Source organism: Nitrospira sp. ND1, from assembly GCF_900170025.1.
Lineage (GTDB): Bacteria > Nitrospirota > Nitrospiria > Nitrospirales > Nitrospiraceae > Nitrospira_A.
In genome coordinates this window covers 997,457-1,018,353 of the sequence record NZ_FWEX01000006.1, presented here as the reverse complement: position 1 = coordinate 1,018,353, position 20,897 = coordinate 997,457, and the positions used below count along the sequence as shown (strand labels likewise).

The following is a 20,897-nucleotide window of genomic DNA, read 5'->3' as shown; positions in this document are numbered from 1 at the left end:
ATGAAAAGGCTGTGAAAGCGATGACTCCAGGCTCGCATCGCGCGTCACTGTCCGTGATGGTGGTGACCGTGTTGCTGTCCCTGTTGGCCTGCGGCACGTTCCTGGAAATCGGCCTGAGGCTGCTGCCGGTCAGCGAAGGGTTCCGTGCTCTGGCTGTCAACGATGCGAACCCGATTTACCGCTACGCGCCGAACCGCACGGCCGTGTGGTCCAAAGGCTGGAATTTTTCCATTACGAATCGTGTGCGAACCAACAATCTGGGGTTCATTTCCGAGGTGGACTACGATCCGAAACATGCCACTCCGTTGCTGGCGATCGTCGGAGACAGCTACATCGAAGCAGCCATGGTTCCGTCCGATCAAACGGCGGCGGCGCGCTTGAGGCGTGACATTGGAGCGAGAGGGGCTGTGTATAGTTTCGGCGCATCCGGATCGGCGCTGAGTCAATACTTGGCCTATGCGAACTATGTCAAAGACGTCTTTCGACCCGACGGTCTCGTGGTGACCGTGGTCGGGAACGATTTTGACGAAAGCCTGCTGCGATACAAGCAGGTGCCGGGGTTTCACTACTTTTCGCAGAATGGGACCGCCGAGATGCAGCTCATCCGGCTCGACCGCGAAATTCCGCTGTGGAGGGATTATGTTGCGGCCTCTTCTTTGGCGATGTACGTCGTGGCTAATTTGGAAGTCGCGGGCCTGCTGGATCGGAGTCTGAAGCGGGTGAAGGGTTGGTTCGGTGCAGACCCCAAGCCGAACACGTACGTGGGGAATACCGCCGATCATGCCGATCCTGCGCGGATTGCCGATTCGAAAACCGCGGTGGATGCCTTCCTGAGGCAATTGCCGGATCGGGCGGGGCTGCCGGCGTCGACCATTCTCCTTGTCGTCGATGCTCCCAGGCCGGAGTTGTATGAGCCTGCTCGCCGCGATGCAGCCACGCGCAGTTATTTTGGGCTGATGCGCGCGTATTTGATGGACCGGGCCGTCGAGCAAGGGTTCGAGGTCGTGGATATGGAACGGGAGTTTCTGGAGGACTATTCCAGATCCGGCCGGCGTTTCGAACATCCTGACGATCATCATTGGAACAGCGTCGGACATGAGGTATTCGCTCGAGCCGTGAGGAAGTCGGCGGTCTACGAATCGGTTTTCGGAGGGGCTCGGCAGGAAGTAGGTGCGAAGTGAGCGGTATTGTCCCCGCAGTCTCCATGATGTGCCCGCAGGAACAAGTGAGTTCCAGCAAGGCGCTTCGTGTGTGTCATGTACTTCCCGGCCCCGCAGATTCGTCCAATATGATTTTCGCCAAGAATCAGATCCTTGCGCTATCCGAGGCCGGGGTGGAGTGCCGCTCGGTGTTTTTGCAATCACGGACGTCGCCTGTCGTGCTCGTTCGAGAGATCGTACGGCTGCGGAGAGAATTGGTGCAGTTTCACCCGCATCTCGTTCATGCGCACTACGGAACCGTGACGGCAGCGGTGTGCGCCCTTGTATCGCGGTGCCCGCTGGTGATCACGTACAGAGGTAGCGATCTGAATCCTGGTCCCGGGCTGTTTTCGCTTCGCTCCGCAGTCGGGAGATTGTTGTCTCAATGCGCCGCGCTGCGCGCGAGCCGGATGATGTGTGTCAGTACGCAGCTGAAAAATCGTTTGTGGTGGAAAAAAAGATTCGTGGCCGTTGTTCCCGGCGGCGTTGATCTGCAGCGATTCAGGCCGATGGCGAAAGCGGCTGCGCGTCTCCGCATGGGTTGGAAATCAAAGGAGAAGGTTGTCATATTTAATGCAGGATTCGACGCGACCCGGAAGCGATTGGACCTGGCCGAAGCTGCCATAGGGATGGCTCGTCGATGGTGCGATGACATCCGGTTGGAGGTCCTGGACGGTTCTGAAACGCAGGAACAGATCCCGTTCTATCTCAATGCGGCGGATTGTTTGCTCATGACCAGCGATTGGGAAGGTTCTCCGAACATGGTGAAGGAGGCCATCGCCTGCAATCTTCCGGTGGTGTCAGTCGATGTCGGTGATGTCAAAGAGCGGTTGGCTCATGTTCGGCCATCGAAGATTGTCGGTCGAGATCCGGTCGAGATTGGAAAGGCCTTGGCCGACATCTTGCTGCAGGCCGAGCGGTCCAATGGATACGAGGTCATTCAAGATCTCTCTTCCGAGCGTGTCGCTGAACGTGTCATGGCGGTGTATCGGGAAGCCGTTCGCAACATGTGCTGAAATATGTGAGGCGACGGGGTATGCTTTTTCAGTGACCCGACTGCTTAGAGAGCGAGATAGGCAACGTGGATTTTTACCTGCTTCTAACGGGCGTCACAATCGTGATTCTGCTTCTCGCCGGGCTTGTCTGGAGCAGAACCCGCCATCTCTCATTCCCGCTCGGCATCGGTCTGATCTATTACTGGTCTCTGTTCGGAGCCTGGTCCATCGTGCAAGACCGGCTCGGCGGCGAGAGCGGGAAACGGTACGACTATCTGGAAGCGAAATTGTTTCCGGTCATGCTCGATGAGCACTACCTGATGACATTGCTGCTCTATGCGGCGTTCATCATTCTGATCGAGATCGCGCTGCTCTTGTTTTTGAAGCCCGGGCCTCTCCCGGATGACACCTGGACGGCCCCGATCGATGTGTCCCATGGAGTCTTGCTTTGCCTGGCGGTGCTGTGCGGGATGGGCAGTTACGCGCTCATCCGCGAGCCCTTGGAAATGGCCGACGCCATGAACCTCTCCACCTACATGGTGACGCGAGGAGGATTGGGGGAATTGCCTCCCTATTTCACCATCCATCAGTTGTTGAGCCGCGGAGCGATGCTGTCAACCGCCATCGGGTTGAGCATTTTGAGCAGTGGCAGTGATGCTCGTCTGTTCGTCGGTTCAGGCGGATGGGCCGTACGGGCCGGATATCTGGCCGTTGCGGCCGGCCTCTTCTGGTTCGCGCTCATCCTGGGGAACAAGAATGAATTGCTGTTCGTTGGCATCGGAGGTGGCCTCCTGTACCTCGCCAATGCACGGCGTCCTCGATTGGTCGCGTTGACGCTCACCGGTGCGGTCGGCTTTGTCGGGTTATGGCTCGTCGACACGTTGCGCGGCTTGCCGCTGGCGGCGGTTGCGGGAGGCCTGCAGGATCTCGAGCCGACTCATTGGTTGGACGCCGCGCAGTTTGTCGCGTCAAGTAATGAAGCCTTCTCGGCTCATTTTTCCTTGTACGGAGCGCTGGCTCTCAACGTGCCGCTGACCTATGGAGAGAGTGTGCTCAGCATGCTCGCCTCGGTGATTCCACGATTTGCATGGCCGAACCGGCCGCCGGATATCTATCTGCACTATGCCGATAGTATCGGGGTCGCTGAAGGACAGGGCTTTACCATTCATCATGCGACAGGGTGGTATCTCAACTTCGGCGTGCTTGGAATTCTGGTCGGAGCGCTGCTTTGGGGATGGGTGTGGGCCAGATGTTCTGTCGATGCCCATCGTACCGGCCCGCACCGATCGCGATTCTGGATCTTGTGGGGACGCGTGCTGCCCTGGATGTTCGTGGCCAGTATCCCCATGCTGATCAGGGCTGGATTGGAAGGGTATAAGGCGCTTCTCGTCGAAGCCTTCTTGCTTCCCACGGTCATTCTGCTCCTGGCGTCGACCGACGGAAAGGTCTGCCGTATGCTCCGTCTGAATCCCACCCGCCGTACGCCGCTTCTTGCGGAGTGAAAGAGTCGCGGATGAGTGACGCATCGCACCCTGCCGTGACCGTCCTGGTTCCATGCCGCAATGAGGAGCGGTTTATCGGCGCGTGTCTCGACTCGATCCTCAAGAACGATTATCCGAAGGAGCGCCTCGAAATTCTGGTCATCGACGGCATGAGCCAGGATGAGACGCGATCGATTGTGTCCCGTTACGTGACGCAATATCCATCGATCAGACTGGTGGACAATATTCAATTGATCACTCCCTGTGCGTTTAATGTCGGAATTGCGGAATCGCGCGGGGATATCATCATGATCATGGGGGCCCATGCGGAGTATTCCTCTACCTACATTTCGAGACTAGTTGACTGGCTCACGCGGAGCGGGGCGGACAATGTCGGCGGCGTGTGCATGACCGTGCCTGCGAATGACAGTCCCGTGGCGCACGCGATTGCTCGGGGCCTTTCGCATCCGTTCGGTGTGGGAACGTCGTATTTCCGAATCGGGACCTCCACGCCGCGATGGGTCGATACGGTATTCGGTGGCTGTTACAGGAAAGACGTGTTCGCCCGAATCGGGTTGTTCGATGAGCAGCTCATCAGAAATCAGGACGATGAATTCAATCACCGATTGATCGCTCGCGGGGGGCGGATTTTGTTGGTCCCGGACGTGGTCTCCTATTATTATCCCCGGTCGTCGCTCGCGCAGCTTTGGAGAATGTTTTATCAGTATGGATATTTCAAACCGTTAGTCGCCCTGAAGCTCGGCAGGATCGGTACCGCCCGGCAAGTGGTGCCCATGGTGTGTCTGGGGTTGCTCGTCGGCCTCTCCGTCGCCTCGTTCGGTTCCCACGCCTCCAGATTCATGCTCGTGCTGCTGGTCGCCCTATACCTGTCGGCAGATTTTGCCGTCTCGTTTGCGGTAGGATTATCGAGCGGTCTTCGTTGCGCCGGGTGGCTGATGCTGGTCTTTCCGACCCTCCATGTCAGTTACGGCATGGGCTATATGCGCGGGATATTCGATTTTGTGATCCGTCGGAAGCGGCCCGATATCGCCGTGAACACGATCCCACTGTCCAGATGATGCCTGTGGAACTGTCACAGAAGAAATGTACGACCGATGCTGCGGATCTCGAACGGGAAGCGGCTCGGATTCGGGACGCCTATGCGCGCCGTACGACCGGCTCGTGTGCCGGGCTGTATTCCTTCTTCAATCGCGGCAACCTGTTCATGCTTCAGGAGCGGGAGCGCCGTGTCCTGTCCATCCTGGAACGGGCCGGTTGGTCGTCGCTTCAGGCCGTTCGCATTCTTGACGTGGGGTGTGGCGCAGGGTTCTGGATTCGAGATCTCATTCGTTGGGGCGCCGACCCACGACACATCACCGGCGTGGATCTTCTGGAGCAACGTGTTGAGGAAGCCCGATGCCTGAGTCCGGAGGGGGTGGCCATTCATTGTCGGAATGCGGCCGCACTCGAATTTCCCGATGAAAGCTTCGACCTCATCATCCAGTCTACGGTGTTTACGTCCATTCTGAACCGGGACGTACAACTGCTGCTCGCCCGGGAGATGGTGCGCGTACTGAGGCCGAATGGGTTGATCCTGTGGTATGACTTTCACATGAACAATCCACGCAATCCCGATGTTCGCGGGGTCACGTCGCGCGAGATCCACCGGCTGTTTGAGGGCTGCACCATCGAACTGAGCCGCATGACTCTCGCGCCACCGCTCACGCGGATGCTGGCACCGTTCTCCTGGTTTGCCTGTCAGCTCTTCAGCGCAGTGCCGTGGCTCTGCACCCATTATCTCGGAACCATTCGGAAGTCAGTGCGCCATGAGTGAACACGCGGTCCCATTTCATCTTCCGGAGATCGGCGAAGAGGAAATTCGCGCGGTCACTGAGACGTTGCGCTCCGGCTGGTTGACGACGGGGCAGCGGACGAAGCAATTCGAGCAGGAGTTTGCACAGGCCGTGCACGCAACCCATGCGGTGGCCACGAATTCCGGCACGGCTGCGCTGCATCTGGCCCTGGAAGCGGTCGGAGTCAAAGAAGGCGATGAAGTCATTCTGCCGACCATGACGTTTGCCGCCACGGCTGAAGTGGTGTCGTATCTCAGAGCAAAACCGGTTCTGGTGGATAGTGAACCGGACACCTTGAACCTCGATCCCGACGCGGTGAGGCAGGCCATTACGCCGCGGACCAAGGTGATCATGCCCGTTCACTTCGCCGGGCATCCCTGCGCGATGGATCGGCTGTTGTCAGTGGCGACGGAGTACGAGTTGAAGGTGGTCGAAGATGCCGCGCATGCGCTACCGGCGGCAGATCACGGACGGATGGTCGGCGCGATCGGTGACATCACCTGTTTCTCCTTCTACGCGACGAAATCCATTACGACCGGGGAAGGCGGGATGGCCACCACCCACCATGCCCACTATGCCGAGCGCATGCGGAGCATGAGTCTGCATGGGATTACGAAGGATGCGTGGAGCCGCTACGCGGGGACCGGATCCTGGTATTACGAGATTCGCGAGCCTGGATTCAAATACAACCTGACCGATATCGCCGCATCGATCGGCATCGAACAGCTCAGGAAATCTCGCCGGTTCTGGACGGCGCGTGCTCGAATCGCCGCGGCCTATCACGATGCGTTCAGCGAACTGCCGGAGATTCAGCGACCTCTGTGCCGTCCCGGCTATGACCATGCCTGGCATTTGTATGTGATTCAATTGAATCCCGAGCGTCTCCGTATTACCCGGGATGATTTTATCGAAGCCTTGAAGAAGGAACAGATCGGAACGTCCGTACATTTTATGCCCCTGCACATGCATCCCTATTACCGGGAGCGGTATGGATACCATCGCGATGATTTCCCGCATGCCCGCGCGGCTTTCGAACGCAGCATCTCACTACCGATTTATTCGCGTATGAGCGAGGCCGATATCCGGCGCGTCGTCGATGTGGTTCGATCACTGATTACGCAGTATCGGCGGTGATCAAGCGGTTGGTCGATATCGTGGCCGCGAGTATCGGCTTATTGCTGTTCAGTCCGCTCTTTCTGATCCTGGCCGCGTTGATCAAGCTCGACTCCTCCGGCCCGGTGTTGTTTCGGCAGGAACGGATCGGCCGGGGGTTCATCCCGTTCCTCATCTATAAATTCCGAACCATGGTGGCCGGTCGGGCGAATGAGGGGTTGTGTATCACCAGCCGGAATGACGCACGCATCACGCGCGTAGGGCGATGGTTGCGCGCGACGAAGCTTGACGAGCTTCCGCAACTTCTCAATGTGCTGATCGGAGATATGAGCCTGGTGGGCCCGCGACCGGAGGTTCGGCAATACGTCGAACTCTTTCGATCTGAGTATGAACCGTTGCTCTCGATTCGTCCCGGTATGACAGATCTGGCGTCACTGAAGTATCGAGATGAAGGGGATTTTCTGGCTCAGGTGGAAGACCCAGAAGCCGAATATGTGACCCGTATTTTGCCGGACAAGATTGAGCTCGGGAACATGTATCTCCGACGAGCATCTCTACTCTTCGACCTCTCCCTTATCCTGAAAACATTGCTCAGGCTCGTCTGGCCTGCGAAGAAATAATCCTTCCTGCGATCCTCGGCGCCTGAATTCCCTGTCGAGGGCCCCTGCCAGCGGTTTGTCTTCGAATGCCTGGGACTTATCCTAGGGCTGGATTCGGCGATTGGAGACGGGGTATGTTCGTGAGTATGGCTTGAGGCAATGGCCCTCAGGAGCTCCTCTTGTTCGGACTGAGTCATGCCGATCCTGTTTCCCACAGTCTTTTCCGCGGTTCAGCGGCGTCTGTTGCTGTTTGTGGGCCACTTGGGACTGGCTGCGCTTTCGAACTGGGTGGCATTTCTGCTTCGCTTCGATGGAAACATTCCTGCGCAGGAATGGGACCTGCTCGTGGCGATGCTTCCGCTGCTGCTGATCATCAGGGCGTTCACCTTCTACCCCTTCCGGCTCTATGACGGCATCTGGCGGTACACCGGTCTGTGGGACCTCCGTAATCTTGCGCTGAGTATCGCAGTCAGCTCGTTGGCTTTTGCCGGGGCGGTGCGATTCGGGCTGGGTACGCGAGCCTATCCATCCTCCATTTTTGTCATCGACGCCTTGCTGCTGTGGTGCCTGCTGGCCGGGTTGCGAGTGCTTCCCCGGCTGATACGGGAAGCGGGTTGGTTTCGGACCGACCGGAAGCGGGTGCTGATTGTCGGCGCCGGGGATGCCGGAGCCATGATCGTGCGGGAAATGCGCAACCATCCTTCCTACGGCTATCGTCCGATCGGGTTCGTTGACGACAATCCGGCGAAAGTCGGGCACCGCATTCATGGGGTGAGAGTCCTGGGAGACCGGGATTGCCTCTCTCACATCATCGCCCGACAGGCTCCCGACGTGGTGCTCGTGGCGATGCCCAGTGCCAAGCCTGCCGCGATTCGGGCGGTGGTGAAGGTGTTGGAGCCGTTCCATCTCCCCATTCAAACCCTGCCGAACTTACGGGATCTGTTGCAATGCCGGGTGGAGGTGAGCCAGATTCGGAACCTGTCCATCGAGGACCTGCTGGACCGGGTTCCGGTCGATCTGGATCCTGAACCGCTTCGCGCGTTGGTGCAGGGGGAGCGGGTGTTGGTGACCGGAGCCGGAGGGTCGATCGGCGCGGAATTGTGCCGGCAGGTCGCCGGTCTGGCTCCTGCATCCCTGGTGTTGCTGGATCGCTCTGAGAACGGGTTGTTTGCGGTGGCGAACGAGTTGGCAGCGGCCGGGAAGACGTTTGTGGCGCCGGTGATCGGCGACGTCACCGAGGTCGGCCAGATGAACCGGTTGTTTGCCGAGTATCGCCCGACGCTGGTGTTTCATGCCGCCGCGCATAAGCATGTGCCGCTCATGGAGGGAAATCCCTGCGAGGCCGTCTTAAACAATGTCGGCGGGACCAGGGTGGTCGCGGAGGCCGCCCATCGGCATGAAGTCGACCGTTTCATTCTGATCTCGACCGACAAGGCGGTGAATCCGGTCAGTGTGATGGGTGCAAGCAAGGGAGTGGCGGAACTGCTTGTGCAGAGGCTGGCCCGAACGTCCCGGACGGTATTCGCCACCGTGCGATTCGGGAATGTGTTGGGCAGCAATGGCAGCGTCGTCCCGCTCTTTCTGGCGCAGATCAAAGCGGGCGGGCCGGTGACGATTACGGACCCCAACATGCGCCGCTATTTCATGCTGATGACCGAGGCCGTGCATCTGGTGCTCCAGGCCGCACGGTTGGCCAGGGGAGGAGAACTCTTCGTGTTGGAGATGGGCGAGCAGATCAGCGTGGTGGAGATGGCGCGCAATCTGATTCGTCTGTCCGGACTGGTCCCCGACAAAGACATTGCCTTGACCTATCTCGGTTGCAGGCCGGGCGAGAAACTGACGGAGGAACTGGTCGCCGGTCACGAAACGGTGGAGTCGACTACGGTTCAGAAAGTCCTCTGTATCCGGCCTGACCCTGCGCGTAATTTCGCTCAGTTGTCCGGGCTCGTGGCCAGACTGGAGGAGTCTGCTGCGGAGGGTCATGTGTCGAAGGTGCTGGCCCTCCTCTGCGCTATCCTTCCCACCTATTGCCCCGCCGGTACATTGTTGAGCCAGGAGCGGGGAGGCGAGACCGATGCTCTCCTGTCCGAAATCCCTGCGCAGTCCCCGGCCGGCATAGAAACGGTCGCCGGTCTTGCGCCGGCCGCTCCGCACAGGCGGAAATGATGCATCGCCACCGTTCTCTGTCGGAGATTCAGGCCGCACGGCTCATTCTCGAACTTTCCCTTTCTACTCCTGTCCGGCCTGCCTTGTGAAAATCCGTCGCCTTTCATTCGCGCTCAGTCTCGGCCTGGCGCTGTGGCTCTTGCTGAACGGGATTGCCCTGGCCTCCAGCAATGTGCCGCTGCACCACTGGAGTTATGACGCCATTGAGCGCTTGATCGGATTGGGTGTGATCGACCGCGCGTTGATCGGCGCGAAGCCGTTCAGCCGCGTGCAGGCGGCCCAGTATGTGGCGCGGGCGGTCGAGCGAGTCCGCGCGGATCAGGTCGAATTGGACGGTCGGGAGGCGATTGCCGAACCGCTCCTGGAACGATTGCTCGCGGAGTTCCGTCCGGAACTCATTCGTCTGGGTACCGTCCGTGCGCGCCCCGACGATAAAACCGGCGCCTTACGGTTCGGCGCCCGTGTCACGTCGGAGTTCGATGCCTCCTCGATCGGCGGCGGCCAGACCGTGCGGTTTCGCGAAAATCGAGGCGGGGAATACTCGGTAAACGGCGTGCAGAATCAAACCGATGTGCGCGCATGGGCGGAGTTGAGCGACTGGGCCGCGGTCATGGTGCAGCCGAAGTTCATCAGCAATCGCCATCTCTTGGGATTGGGTGCGACAAACAACAGCGAAAATTTCTACCTGCGCGAGTTCAGCCTCAAATTGAGTTATGCCAATGTCGCGCTGGAAGTGGGGCGGGGGACGCAGTGGTGGGGGCCCGGCTATCACGGGTCGTTGCTGCTGACCGATCACGCGTTCCCGATGGAAATGATCAAGCTCGGAACGGAACGCCCGTTTCAATTGCCGGGATTTCTCAGCGGGCTCGGGGACTGGAAGGTCAATGCGTTCCTGGGCCGGTTGGAGGAGAATCGGGATTTCCCTCGCGCGAAACTGTTCGGGGTGCGGCTCAGTTACCTGCCGGCTTCCTGGCTGGAGTTCGGGCTCACTCGTCTGACGCAGTTCGGCGGCCGCGGGCGTGACCAGTCATTCCCCGGAGTGGTGTTCGATGCCTATATCTCGGAGCCCAATCAAACCGGCAATCGGGATGTGAATGAGCAGGCGATGGCCGATTTCCGGCTCCGGATTCCTTCGATTCCCTATCTGATTCCCTTTCCGGCCGGGCTGCAGCTCTACGGCGAGGCTGGAACGGAGGACAAATGGTCGCAACTTCCCGTTCCGAGCCGCACCGCCTTTCTCGGCGGCCTCTATATTCCACAGGTGTTCCAGGGGGATACGCTGGATTTGCGTATCGAATATGCCGACACCGATTACGGCAGGCGCCGTCATCCCGAGCTACGGCAGGTCTGGTACAACAATTCGCCCTATACCAGCGGTATGCGGTACCGCGGGTTTCCGCTCGGGCACCATATGGGAACCGACGGGACCGACTTTTTTGTACGCACCACTCGATATCTGACCGACACACTGCAGTTGGGCGCGAACTTCAACCTGCAGGAGAGGGATCGCGGGCAACCGGTCCATGAGAAGAAACGGGAGGCGGCCGTGGATCTCACCTGGTGGTGGTCGAACCGGACCCAGCTCACGGTGGGCTATACGTTTCAGCGTCTCAAGAATCCCGGGCAAGTCTCTCAGATTACGCCGTTTGTCGAAACGTTCGCTGCCGGCGTCGAGGCCCAGAACCATTTGTTCTGGACTTCTCTGGCCATGCAGTTTTAGGCTACCGGTTTGGCTGGTCGGCTATCGCCTGGCCGGATGATTGCCGGATCGTCCTCCAGGGGGTGTCGACAGTATGCCGACTCTTCGCTTCGCGCAGGAGGGATTGAGAATCCATGGTCGTGAGTATGATCCCCCATCACCGTCCCCATCCCCCTGTGCGTCAGGTTGCCCTCTCCCACGCCTTGATCTGGATGTTAGTGCTGTCCTTTATTCTGCCGCCGTCGCTGCTGGCCCAAAATCTTCCGCCGCAGGTCGCGCCACCGGGAATGATGCAGCAGGCGTCGCCTGGTACTCCCGGTAGCCTGTTCACGCCCGGCGGCTTCAACGCTCCCGGGGCCGGGGGCGGTTTCGGGCAGGCCATCGTCACCAACCCCACCGCATTGCAGCCGATTGTGCCGACCCAAACTCCCTGTCCGACTCCTCTCTCCTCCGATCTCAGTTCGAAGGGAACGGTTCCCAACTTGAATGATTATTGGCCTGTCGAACCGAGCAGCCTACTGCCCAGTTCCATCGAGCAGCGGATGAAGCAGGAACAGGAAGAGCGCGATCGCCGGCAGGAAAAGCTGCAGGCCGAGAAGGAAAAATCGAGTATCGAGTATCAGGTTCAGGTCGAACGTGAGAAAAAGGGTGTCTCGCAGTTGCCGTTCGGGCAGGGAGTCGTACCCAGTCTTCAACAGCCTGCCGCTCAAGCTCAGGGCCAGCCGGGGAATCAGCCTGGAAGCTCACCGGGTGGGGTGCGTCCCTTGCCCGAAAAGAAGGCCTTTACCGCTGAATTGCTCCGTCAGCAGGATTTCAATGTGGAAGAAGCCTTTGCCGAGTTTTCTGTGTTGCACGGCGTGAAGAGCCGTGTGCGACAGTTCGGCTACGACTTTTTCGAAGCGCAGGCCAATACCTTCTCGCCGATCCAGGATATCCCGGTCGGGCCGGATTTCATCGTCGGGCCGCAAGACTCGCTTGCCGTGCACATTTGGAATGTCCCCGACCCCAGCTTCAATCGAAGCTTCATCGTGCCGGTCGAGCGTGACGGGATGATCGTGATCCCGCAGGTGGGAGCGATTCCTGTCGGCGGCCAGACTTTTTCGCAGGTCGAGCAGACCGTGCGGTCCAGACTGAGCAACCTTCTGAAGCGATTCGAATTGCACGTGTCGATGGCACGGATCCGGACGATCAAAGTGTATGTCGTGGGCGAAGTCGTCCGCCCGGGTGCCTACGAAATCAGTGCGTTGGCCACCACGTCGAATGCGCTGTATGCCGCCTGCGGCCCGGCCCGTTCAGGATCGTTGCGCCAGGTCAAGGTGATGCGCGAGGGGAAGACTGTCGCGGAACTGGACCTGTATGATTTTCTGCTGCGGGGAGACCGGCGTTTCGATCAGCGCTTGCAGTCGGGAGACGTTGTGCTGGTTCCGCCGCTCGGTCCGGTGGTGGCGGTCAGCGGATCGATCAAGCGCCCGGCGATCTACGAAGTGAAACCCGGGGTGCGTTTGACAGAACTCCTGACTCTCGCCGGAGGCCTCACGCCGCTTTCTGACCGGCAGCGGTGCCATCTGTTCCGGCTTGATCCTGAACGTGGCCGGATCATGGTGGATGTGGATCTGGTCGGCGCGCTGGCGTCCCAGGGGCATGAAAAAAGCCGGCCTGGCGTAGCAGGGGGCGATCCGGTTCTACTCGACGGGGACTATGTGCGCATCGGCATTCTCCCGACGCAAATCACCAATGTGGTGAGTCTCGTCGGGGCCGTGAAAAGCCCGGGACCTTACGAATATCGCCCCGGCATGACGGTGAAGGACCTGTTGATCCACGACCAGCTCACGATGGATGCCTATGCCGATCGTGCCGAAATCGTGAGGACCGACCCGGTCACCTATCAAACCAAGGTCATTCAATTCAGCCCCCGGGCGTTGCTCGAAGGAAGCGAGGCTGACAATCACGTGCTCCAGCGGTTGGACCAGGTGGTTGTTGCCAGCCAACATCGCCCGCCCAATCTGGTGCTGGTTGAGGGGGAGCTGAAGAGACCGGGCTATTTCACGATCGAAATGGGTGAGCGATTAAGCTCCGTCTTGAAGCGTGCCGGCGGGGTGACGCAGAACGCGTTTCCCGCCGGGCTGGTATTGTCTCGGGAATCCGTCAAGCTCCGGCAACAGGCCGAACTTGAGCGATTTGTGGCGTCAGAACGCCAACGGTTGACGGCGCAGGCGGCGGGAGGAGCGGCAGGCGCCTCCGGACTGAGCACGGCCGCGGTGTTATCCACTGGCGGAGGATTGGCCGAGCAACAGGTGTTGTCATTGCGGCTCCAGCAACTGGAGGCCATCACCTCCCGCCTGGAATTGGGGCGTGTGGTCATTCGAATGGACTCCATCGAGCAACTCGAAGGCACTGAGGACGATATCATCCTGGAAGCGCGGGATCGGATTTTGATGCCGACTCCGTCGCAAACGGTCAGCATCATCGGGTCGGTGAAGAATCCCAGTACGGTGGTCTATCGGCCGAGCCTGGGATTGGAAGACTACCTGCGTCAGGCCGGGGGACTGACCGAGGATGCGAATAAGAAAGAGATGTATGTCATGCGGGCCAACGGAACCACCGACTCCGCCTACCTGGCCGTGAAGGAACTGCGGTCCGGAGATACCATCGTGGTGCCTCAAAAGATCGAGGCCCGGACACCACAACTGGCCCTGTGGCAGACCGTGGCCAGTATTATCGGCAGCGTGGCTCTGACGGCCGCCGGTATCGCGGTTGTCGGTCGATGAGCGGGACGTGAGCACATCATGAGTCGGGTATTGGATAGTCCTCAGGTGGTCATGACTCCTCCGCGCGGTCACGGGGCGAACCTGACGAGCCGCGACGGGATGGGGCCGCAGGATCTCTTGTCGGTGGTCTCGCGGCGTCGGGGGCTGGTGGCGACGATTATAGCGGCCTCGTTGCTGGGTGCCTTCGCCGTCAGTGCCCTCCTCCTTCCCAAAGCGTATGAATCGACCGCGACCCTGCTGCCGCAGCTGGATTCGAAAGAAGGCGGGAGTCTGGCGGCGCTGTTGGCGACCACCGGTGCCGGCGGGATGGCGCAGAATCTCGGGATGGGGCTGCCCAGCATGCCGACGACGCCTACCGACGTCTTTGTGGCAATCCTCAAGTCGCGGGTGATGGCGGACGAGGCGATTGCCAAGTTCGGCCTGATGGCGGTGTACAACGAGCGGACGATGCACGATACCCGCGTCGAACTGGCAGAGCGCGTTCGGGTCAGCGTCTCGAAAGAAAAAGTCATCAAGGTGACGGTGGAAGATGCGGATCCCCAGCGGGCTGCCGATATCGCAGCCTTTTTCGTGAGCAGTCTGGACCGCCTGAACCGCACCTTGAATGTCAGCAAGGCCAGTTATAATCGCGCGTTCATCGAGCGGCGTCTTGCGGAGACGCAAACGGGACTGGTGAAAACCGAAGAGGCCTTACGGGACTTTCAGCGAAATAATAAAGCGGTGGCCGTCGAGGCGCAGTCCAAGGCCATGATCGAGGCTGCGGCCATGATCCAGGGGCAGATCACCGGCTATGAGGTACAACTTCAGGTGATGAGTGCCTACCTGTCCCCGGACAATCCCGATCTCTCACGGGTCCGTTCCAGCATCGAGGAGTTGAAGAAGCAGCTGGCCTTGCTGGAGTTCGGGAAGGGGGCGAAAGGCGCCTCGCCGGGAGACCGCCTCCATCCGGCCATGGTGACGGTGCCGGATCTGGCCCTGCAATACGGGCGATTGTTCCGCGAGTTGAAGGTGCGGGAGACGCTCTATGCGTTGCTCACCTCACAATATGAGCAGGCGAAAATTACCGAAGCTCGTGATACGCCCACGGTTCAGGTTCTGGACCCGCCTATCCCCGCCGACAAGCAGATCAAGCCGCGGGTGGTCTTCAATACGGCCGTAGCCGGTCTGTTGGGGGCGTGTCTCGCGATCATCCTGGCCTACGGGCTGGAGGCGCGCGCCAGAAGAAATGCCGGTCTGCCCGGTTGATCCCGCCGAAATTGACGATTTTTCAATCGCAATGGTAGAATCCGCGCGGTTTGTCTGCTAGAAGGCCGGCAGTCTCAGTCGTACGTTACATTCACATTCACCAGAATAGGAGAGAGGGATGGCTGTTCCAGTCTCCCAGATGTATACAGTGACCAAGTACGTGTTGACCCAGAAACTCCGGGGGGTCAAACGGTATCCGCTCGTGCTCATGCTCGAGCCCCTGTTTCGTTGCAACCTCGCGTGCGCGGGGTGCGGCAAGATTCAATATCCGGATCATGTCCTGGATAAGCGGTTGACCCCGGCGCAATGTTGGGCTGCGGCCGACGAATGCGCGGCGCCCATCATCAGTATTCCGGGCGGTGAGCCGCTGATCCATCCCGAGATGCCTGAGATCGTGCGGGGGCTCGTGGAGCGTCAGAAGTATGTGTATCTCTGCACGAATGCCATTTTGATGGAACGGAAACTGGACGAATATCCGCCGTCGAAATTTCTGACGTTCAGCGTGCACATGGACGGCCTGCGGGATGAGCACGACCTGGCAGTTTGCCGGGACGGCGTCTACGATGTGGCGGTGAAGGCGATCAAGGCGGCGCTCAAGCGGGGTCATCGCGTCACGACCAACACGACGTTGTTCGACGATGCGAATCCCGAGCGGGTCCGGAAGTTTTTCGATGAAATGATGGGGCTCGGCGTCGAGGGTATGATGATCTCGCCCGGGTATAGCTATCAGAAGGCCCCGGATCAACAGCATTTTCTCAAGCGCAGTCGTACCACGGAATTGTTCTCCAAGATTTTGGGCAATCGGAAGCGCGGCTGGCAGTTCAACCAGTCGCCGCTGTTCCTGGAGTTCCTCATGGGCAAGCGCGAGTATCAATGCACGCCCTGGGGGAACCCCACGTACAACGTCTTTGGCTGGCAGCGCCCCTGCTATTTGCTGCAGGAGGGCTATGTGTCGAGCTTCCGGGAGTTGATGGAACAGACGGATTGGGATTCCTATGGCACCGGGCGCAACGAAAAGTGCGCGGATTGCATGGTGCATTGCGGATATGAGGCTTCGGCAGTGGAGGATACGTTCGGGTCGTTCTCCGGCTTTGCCAAGACCGTGAAGATCACCCTGTTGCCGAATGCGCGCTAACCGGGGCGAAGAATATCGTGATTCCTGCAGCGGTGAAGCGGTTCGGTCGCTGAGCCGGCCGAACGCTTCACGCATCACCCTCTAGACGATAAGAGATACTTATGACCGACGCGAAGTACCATGCGCCGGAGACCGGCAGTCTTGAAGGCCGGGTCTTTCGGCCGGCCTCCCTCACGGAACTGGCAGAGGCGATCGAGCTGGCATTTGATTACCGGGGAGATATCACCGTGGAATTGAAGTCGGGGGGGCATGTGACGGGATACCTCTTTAATCGCACCGCGACGGGTGAGCAACCCACCATTGAAATCTTTCCGGCGACCAGCAGCGGAACGCTGACGATTCCGTTTTCTGAGATGGTCGCGATCGCCTTCACCGGTGAGGACACGGCCACAGGCAAGTCCTGGGAAGCCTGGAGCGCAAAAAAGGAATCGGAACGACGGAAGGATATTGATCGCGCCGCTGCGGAAGCCAAATCCCGCGGCCATCTGTGAGCCGTCAGCTTGCTGGCGCGCGAGTGGCCGTCGTTCGTTTTCTTGTACCGGCTCGTTCTGGCCAGCGGCTTTAATTGCCCTTCACGCGTCCCCAATTTTCATCGCGCATTTCGTCGTGGCTCCCTCCGTTTAACTCCATCCATTTGTTGACAAAGAGGGGGGGCTATGCTAGAAGAATCGGCCTCAAATTTGGGTCGTGTCCGTGTCGATGAGGCCTCTCGTAGCATGGCTGTGGGCGGGATGTTTGTGAGGCCGAAAACAAGTCCGACACGGGTCATACGTATGCGATGGCGGAGAGCAATTAGTCGGAAAACCGCCTGGCGCGTCGTTGTCGTTTGGGGCCTGATCTCGACGTTGTTTGTGCCGTCGGTCTTGTTCGCGAGCCACGCAGCCGACCATCGATTTACCGTCGAAGGTTTTGTGTGTGGCAAAGACGGTCGACCCGGCGCCAATGTTGAGGTGCTGGTAAAAGATACGCGGATCACGGTCGGCCAGACTGTGACGACCGATGGTGACGGGTACTATAAAGTCACCCTGCATCTTCACAATGATAATGTGGGCGACCCGTTGTTAGTTGAAGTCGGCGGGGAGCAAAAGAATTATAAAATCCAGTTCGACCCGAACGATCTGGAGACGGAACGTAAGCTTCGGGTTGATTTCGGAAGTGGGTGTGAGCGCGATCTTGGTCCTCCGCAGTGGTTGTTGTACGGGCTGGGGATCGCGGCTGTTGCTATTGTGGGATGGATTGGGCTAAAGATCTCCCGCAAGCGGATGCGAGAAGAGCAACGGCGAAAGAAGGGACAGGGGAAGCGGCAGAAATAGGGCACGGTCCGTGGGGCATTGTTCCTCGCCGGATCGATTAGCAAGAAGTAGGCGGGGAAGTCCAAACGTGACCTCGTTGTATTGTGAGTCTTGACGCTTTTGCTGTGGCTGCTCGTTGCGCCGCAGGGAAGCGTCTTTTTTTTCTGTCGATGGTAATAGGTGTTGGTGCTTGAGAGGGCGCCGGCATGAAGAAAGGAGCGGGAACTTTTTTATGAAACAAGCAGGCATGAAGAGATTGGCTCTGATGGTCGGCATTCTTGGGTTCGGTTTTGGCGTCGCCGCCTGCGGCGGTGGTGAAGGGGGAGGCGAAGGCCCCGTAGTTCCGCCGCCACCCGCTCCCGCGGAGTATGCCGACAAGCATATGCCTGCCGGTTGGTGGACGGATCCGAAAATTATCGAAGAAGGTAAGGAGTTGTACATCGGCGGCAAGAACCCCGACGTCAATTGCGCCAGTTGCCATGGTAAGGACGGCAAGCCGGTCAAGGCGGGCGCCCGGGACTTCCGCAATGGCGATCGCATGAAGTTGTATTCTGACTCGGTTTGGTTCTGGCGTATTTCTGAGGGCGTTCCCAACACCAAGATGAAGCCCTGGAAGAGCAAGTTGTCCGAAGAGGATCGTTGGAAGATTTTGGCGTTTGAACGTTCCTTCGGTTTGGCGGGTAAGGGCTGGGATGCCAACAAGAAGGATTGGGTACCTGCTGATCAGGTGAAGTAACTCACGCCGGGTTCGGTTCGAGTCATGGGTCAATCGGTTGGAATGAGGAGGAGCGGCGAGACATCATGAAAATCTGGCAGCGCTGTTTGTTGGTTATGTTCGCGCTAGTGGCGATATTGGGAGGTGTGGCATACGCCCAGGCTCCCAGTGCGCCCCCCGTGGAGTTCCCTTATACCGGGAATCGCACGGCGGTATGGATCGTCGCTCAGCTCCACATTCTCTTTGCGGGATTCATTCTGGGGGCCCCGATTTTCGTCGTCATCTCGGAATGGTTGGGGTATCGCAAGCAGGATCCACGCTATGACCGGCTGGCGAAAGAGGTCACCAAGGTCACGGTCATTCTCTACAGCATGACGGCATTAACGGGCGGTCTCTTTATCTTCGTGTTGCTCGCAACCTATCCACAGTTCACGACCTGGCTCATCAATCACTTCTTCCTGATATTTGCGGTGGTGTATCCGCTGTTGTTTATCGGCGAGACCATCATCCTCTACATGTATTTTTATACGTGGGATGCGTGGAAGGGTGAGAAGAAGGCGCGCCATATCGCACTGGGCGTGCTGTTGAATCTCATCGGTTCGATCACGCTGTTCGTGATCGACGGTCCGACCTCCTTCATGAATACCCCTGTGAGGGCCGAGGGCGTCTCGCCGGCGGAATTCCTGGCGACCGCTTCCCTGTGGGATAAGGTGTTCAACTATAGTTGGATGCCGCTTAATCTCCATAGGCTTGTCGGTAACGTGACGTTCGGCGGATTCATCGCCGGCCTGATTGCCGCCTACATGTTCATGGGCTCGAAGAAGGAAGAAGAGCGGGCCTACTACGATTGGATGGGGTTTGTCGGCAACATGATCGGTGTCGGCGCGCTCTTGTTCTTGCCGTTTATGGGTTATTTGCTGTCCTATGAGCTCTGCGACTACGACGCCTCAATTTGTCCGTACATGATGGCCGACCAGCTCTCGATGTTCTTCGAAATGCAGGGCGCCATGGTGGGCCTGATTTTCTTGGCCAGCAATTACTATATCTGGTTGAGCATGAAGCGGATCGAGGGGGTGGAGCGGGTCCGTATGACCGTGATCGCGCCGATCGTGATGGTGTTGCTGCCGATCGTCATGACCAAGGTCCTGACCGACTATCCAGTGCCTGATGCGACATCGCTGGCGTTCCTCGTGCCGCTCCTGTTGGCGCCCGTTATTCTGGGGCGATTTATACCTCTGACAGTATCGTCCAGCACGGTCATCAAGGTCGGCTTCTTGATGGTAGTCGTGGGAAATGCGATCTGGATGACGCCGCACGGTTTTGTGCCCACTGGGGCCAAGTTGGTTGCGGAGTTGGAATTGCCATCCGACTGGAATTTCCTTGCACTGATGCCGGCGAAAAACTCCGCCGCGTTCACCTTGATCTTCGTGACGGTGGTGAACTATGTCATCTACAACCGTGCGGTTTCGCAGGGGACCATTGTGTGGGGTAAGATCGATTTCGCCTCACAGTTCGTTTTGGTCTTCCTGGCCTTCAGCGCCATTTGGACCATGGGGCTGATGGGTGCCGTACGATCGTTGTTGCGGAAGTATTTTCACGCCTACAACCTGCTGCCTGATTTTACCGCCGAGTCCTTCACGCCAACGCTGTCTTACTCGGCCTGGTGGATTACAGGCATTACCGTGACCTTTTTTGCCGTGGTCAGCTTTGCCATCATCGTGACATTGCGCCCCTCGGATTCGAAGGGCCATGCGCACGAGGGGAGCCCTGTGCCGGCCGGTGCTAAGTAAGCGCTCACAATACTCGAAGGGCGATAAACGAGGGTACTCATGGGAAACGTGATTAAGAAGTCGCTAGTTGGAATCGTGATCGGCGGAATTCTGTTCGGAGCCACCAACGCACTGGGATTTCCGTTTGTGTTCCAGGTGCTGTTTTTTGGCTATGCCATGCTCGGCGCCGTCGTCTTTATTATTCTCGACCTCCCTCCGCTCAAGCCGATCAGCGGGGGAAAAGCTGCGGGAGCCCTCGTCGTATTCTACGCCATTCTATCGGTCGCCTATATTGCAGGTGGCGCTGTATGGCCGCAGTTTGATCCGGAAGACGAAAAAGGCAAGATCGACAAGATCTTGAAGCCGAAGCGAGAACATTACGAGGCCGGCAAAGTCGAGGTTCTGTTGCAGCGCGCCAAGGCGCTCGATGAAAAGGCCAAAGAACTGACGGCGCGTTTGCAGGCGTTGGGTGCTGCGCAGGCTCCGGCGGATCAAAAGGCCGGTGGAGAGGCTGCACCGACGGCGACGACAGCCGCTGCGGGTGGTGATATCGCCAAGCTCGGTGAGGAGCAATGGCAACTTCAGGAGTGCTACAACTGTCACAAGCTGAACGGCGAAGGCGGTAAGAAGCGTGGCCCGGAATTGGACAACATTGGCAACCTCCTGTCGGCTGAGGAAATCGCGATAAAGATTCTCGACCCGAAGAGCTATAAGGCCGAAGGCTTCGAGAAGGAGTACGAAAAAGGGAAGATGCCCGACAAGTACAAGGACCTGATGGAGCCCAAGGATGTGCAGGCGCTGGCGGGTTGGTTGGCCAGTTACAAGAATGCTTCGGTCAATACTCCGAAGCCCATCAAGATGAAGTGAG

Annotated in this window: 17 protein-coding genes; all 17 read left to right on the top strand. The window is 58.7% G+C overall.

Annotated features, from left to right (window positions below):
* Positions 1–11: 11 nt before the first annotated feature.
* The 17 genes from NSND_RS09520 to NSND_RS09440 all read left to right on the top strand — a co-directional run bounded on the left by NSND_RS09520 (position 12) and on the right by NSND_RS09440 (position 20,896).
* A complete protein-coding gene (locus NSND_RS09520; RefSeq protein ID WP_143833491.1) occupies positions 12–1,181 on the top strand; it encodes a hypothetical protein in 1,170 nt (389 codons plus the stop codon).
* The gene (locus NSND_RS09515; RefSeq protein WP_080878784.1) at positions 1,178–2,215 is read left to right on the top strand and encodes a glycosyltransferase; all 1,038 of its coding nucleotides are present in this window, start codon (positions 1,178–1,180) and stop codon (positions 2,213–2,215) included. The genes NSND_RS09520 and NSND_RS09515 overlap by 4 nt, the downstream gene beginning before the upstream one ends.
* A gap of 65 nt (positions 2,216–2,280) precedes the next feature.
* On the top strand, positions 2,281–3,696 hold the full coding sequence (locus NSND_RS09510) for a hypothetical protein (protein WP_080878783.1): 1,416 nt from the start codon (positions 2,281–2,283) through the stop codon (positions 3,694–3,696).
* Between the two features lie 11 nt (positions 3,697–3,707).
* Complete coding sequence (locus NSND_RS09505) at positions 3,708–4,754, top strand: glycosyltransferase family 2 protein (protein ID WP_080878782.1); 1,047 nt, start codon at positions 3,708–3,710, stop codon at positions 4,752–4,754.
* Positions 4,755–4,759: 5 nt separating this feature from the next.
* On the top strand, positions 4,760–5,509 hold the full coding sequence (locus NSND_RS09500) for a class I SAM-dependent methyltransferase (protein WP_159450722.1): 750 nt from the start codon (positions 4,760–4,762) through the stop codon (positions 5,507–5,509).
* Entirely contained in the window at positions 5,502–6,662 is a 1,161-nt protein-coding gene (locus NSND_RS09495; protein ID WP_080878780.1) for a DegT/DnrJ/EryC1/StrS family aminotransferase, read from the top strand. The genes NSND_RS09500 and NSND_RS09495 overlap by 8 nt, the downstream gene beginning before the upstream one ends.
* A complete protein-coding gene (locus NSND_RS09490; RefSeq protein ID WP_080878779.1) occupies positions 6,659–7,261 on the top strand; it encodes a sugar transferase in 603 nt (200 codons plus the stop codon). The genes NSND_RS09495 and NSND_RS09490 overlap by 4 nt, the downstream gene beginning before the upstream one ends.
* Before the next feature lie 174 nt (positions 7,262–7,435).
* A complete protein-coding gene (locus NSND_RS09485) occupies positions 7,436–9,406 on the top strand; it encodes a polysaccharide biosynthesis protein (protein ID WP_080878778.1) in 1,971 nt (656 codons plus the stop codon).
* Positions 9,407–9,491: 85 nt separating this feature from the next.
* Positions 9,492–11,126 carry a capsule assembly Wzi family protein gene (locus NSND_RS09480; protein WP_159450721.1) on the top strand — a complete coding sequence of 545 codons (1,635 nt, stop codon included), beginning with the start codon at positions 9,492–9,494 and terminating at the stop codon, positions 11,124–11,126.
* 113 nt (positions 11,127–11,239) lie between these two features.
* Positions 11,240–13,873: an SLBB domain-containing protein gene (locus NSND_RS09475; RefSeq protein ID WP_080878776.1), complete on the top strand. Its 2,634-nt coding sequence runs from the start codon at positions 11,240–11,242 to the stop codon at positions 13,871–13,873.
* Positions 13,874–13,891: 18 nt separating this feature from the next.
* The gene (locus tag NSND_RS09470; RefSeq protein ID WP_080878775.1) at positions 13,892–15,118 is read left to right on the top strand and encodes a GumC family protein; all 1,227 of its coding nucleotides are present in this window, start codon (positions 13,892–13,894) and stop codon (positions 15,116–15,118) included.
* A gap of 118 nt (positions 15,119–15,236) precedes the next feature.
* Complete coding sequence (hpnH, locus tag NSND_RS09465) at positions 15,237–16,253, top strand: adenosyl-hopene transferase HpnH (RefSeq protein ID WP_080878774.1); 1,017 nt, start codon at positions 15,237–15,239, stop codon at positions 16,251–16,253.
* 101 nt (positions 16,254–16,354) lie between these two features.
* Positions 16,355–16,744, top strand: a complete 390-nt coding sequence (locus tag NSND_RS09460) for a hypothetical protein (protein ID WP_080878773.1) — start codon at positions 16,355–16,357, stop codon at positions 16,742–16,744.
* Between the two features lie 282 nt (positions 16,745–17,026).
* On the top strand, positions 17,027–17,566 hold the full coding sequence (locus NSND_RS09455) for a carboxypeptidase-like regulatory domain-containing protein (protein ID WP_143833489.1): 540 nt from the start codon (positions 17,027–17,029) through the stop codon (positions 17,564–17,566).
* 211 nt (positions 17,567–17,777) lie between these two features.
* On the top strand, positions 17,778–18,281 hold the full coding sequence (locus tag NSND_RS09450; protein ID WP_080878771.1) for a c-type cytochrome: 504 nt from the start codon (positions 17,778–17,780) through the stop codon (positions 18,279–18,281).
* A 65-nt stretch (positions 18,282–18,346) separates the two neighbouring features.
* A complete protein-coding gene (locus tag NSND_RS09445) occupies positions 18,347–20,050 on the top strand; it encodes a cytochrome ubiquinol oxidase subunit I (protein WP_080878770.1) in 1,704 nt (567 codons plus the stop codon).
* 75 nt (positions 20,051–20,125) lie between these two features.
* Positions 20,126–20,896, top strand: a complete 771-nt coding sequence (locus NSND_RS09440; RefSeq protein WP_159450720.1) for a c-type cytochrome — start codon at positions 20,126–20,128, stop codon at positions 20,894–20,896.
* Position 20,897: the final 1 nt, after the last annotated feature.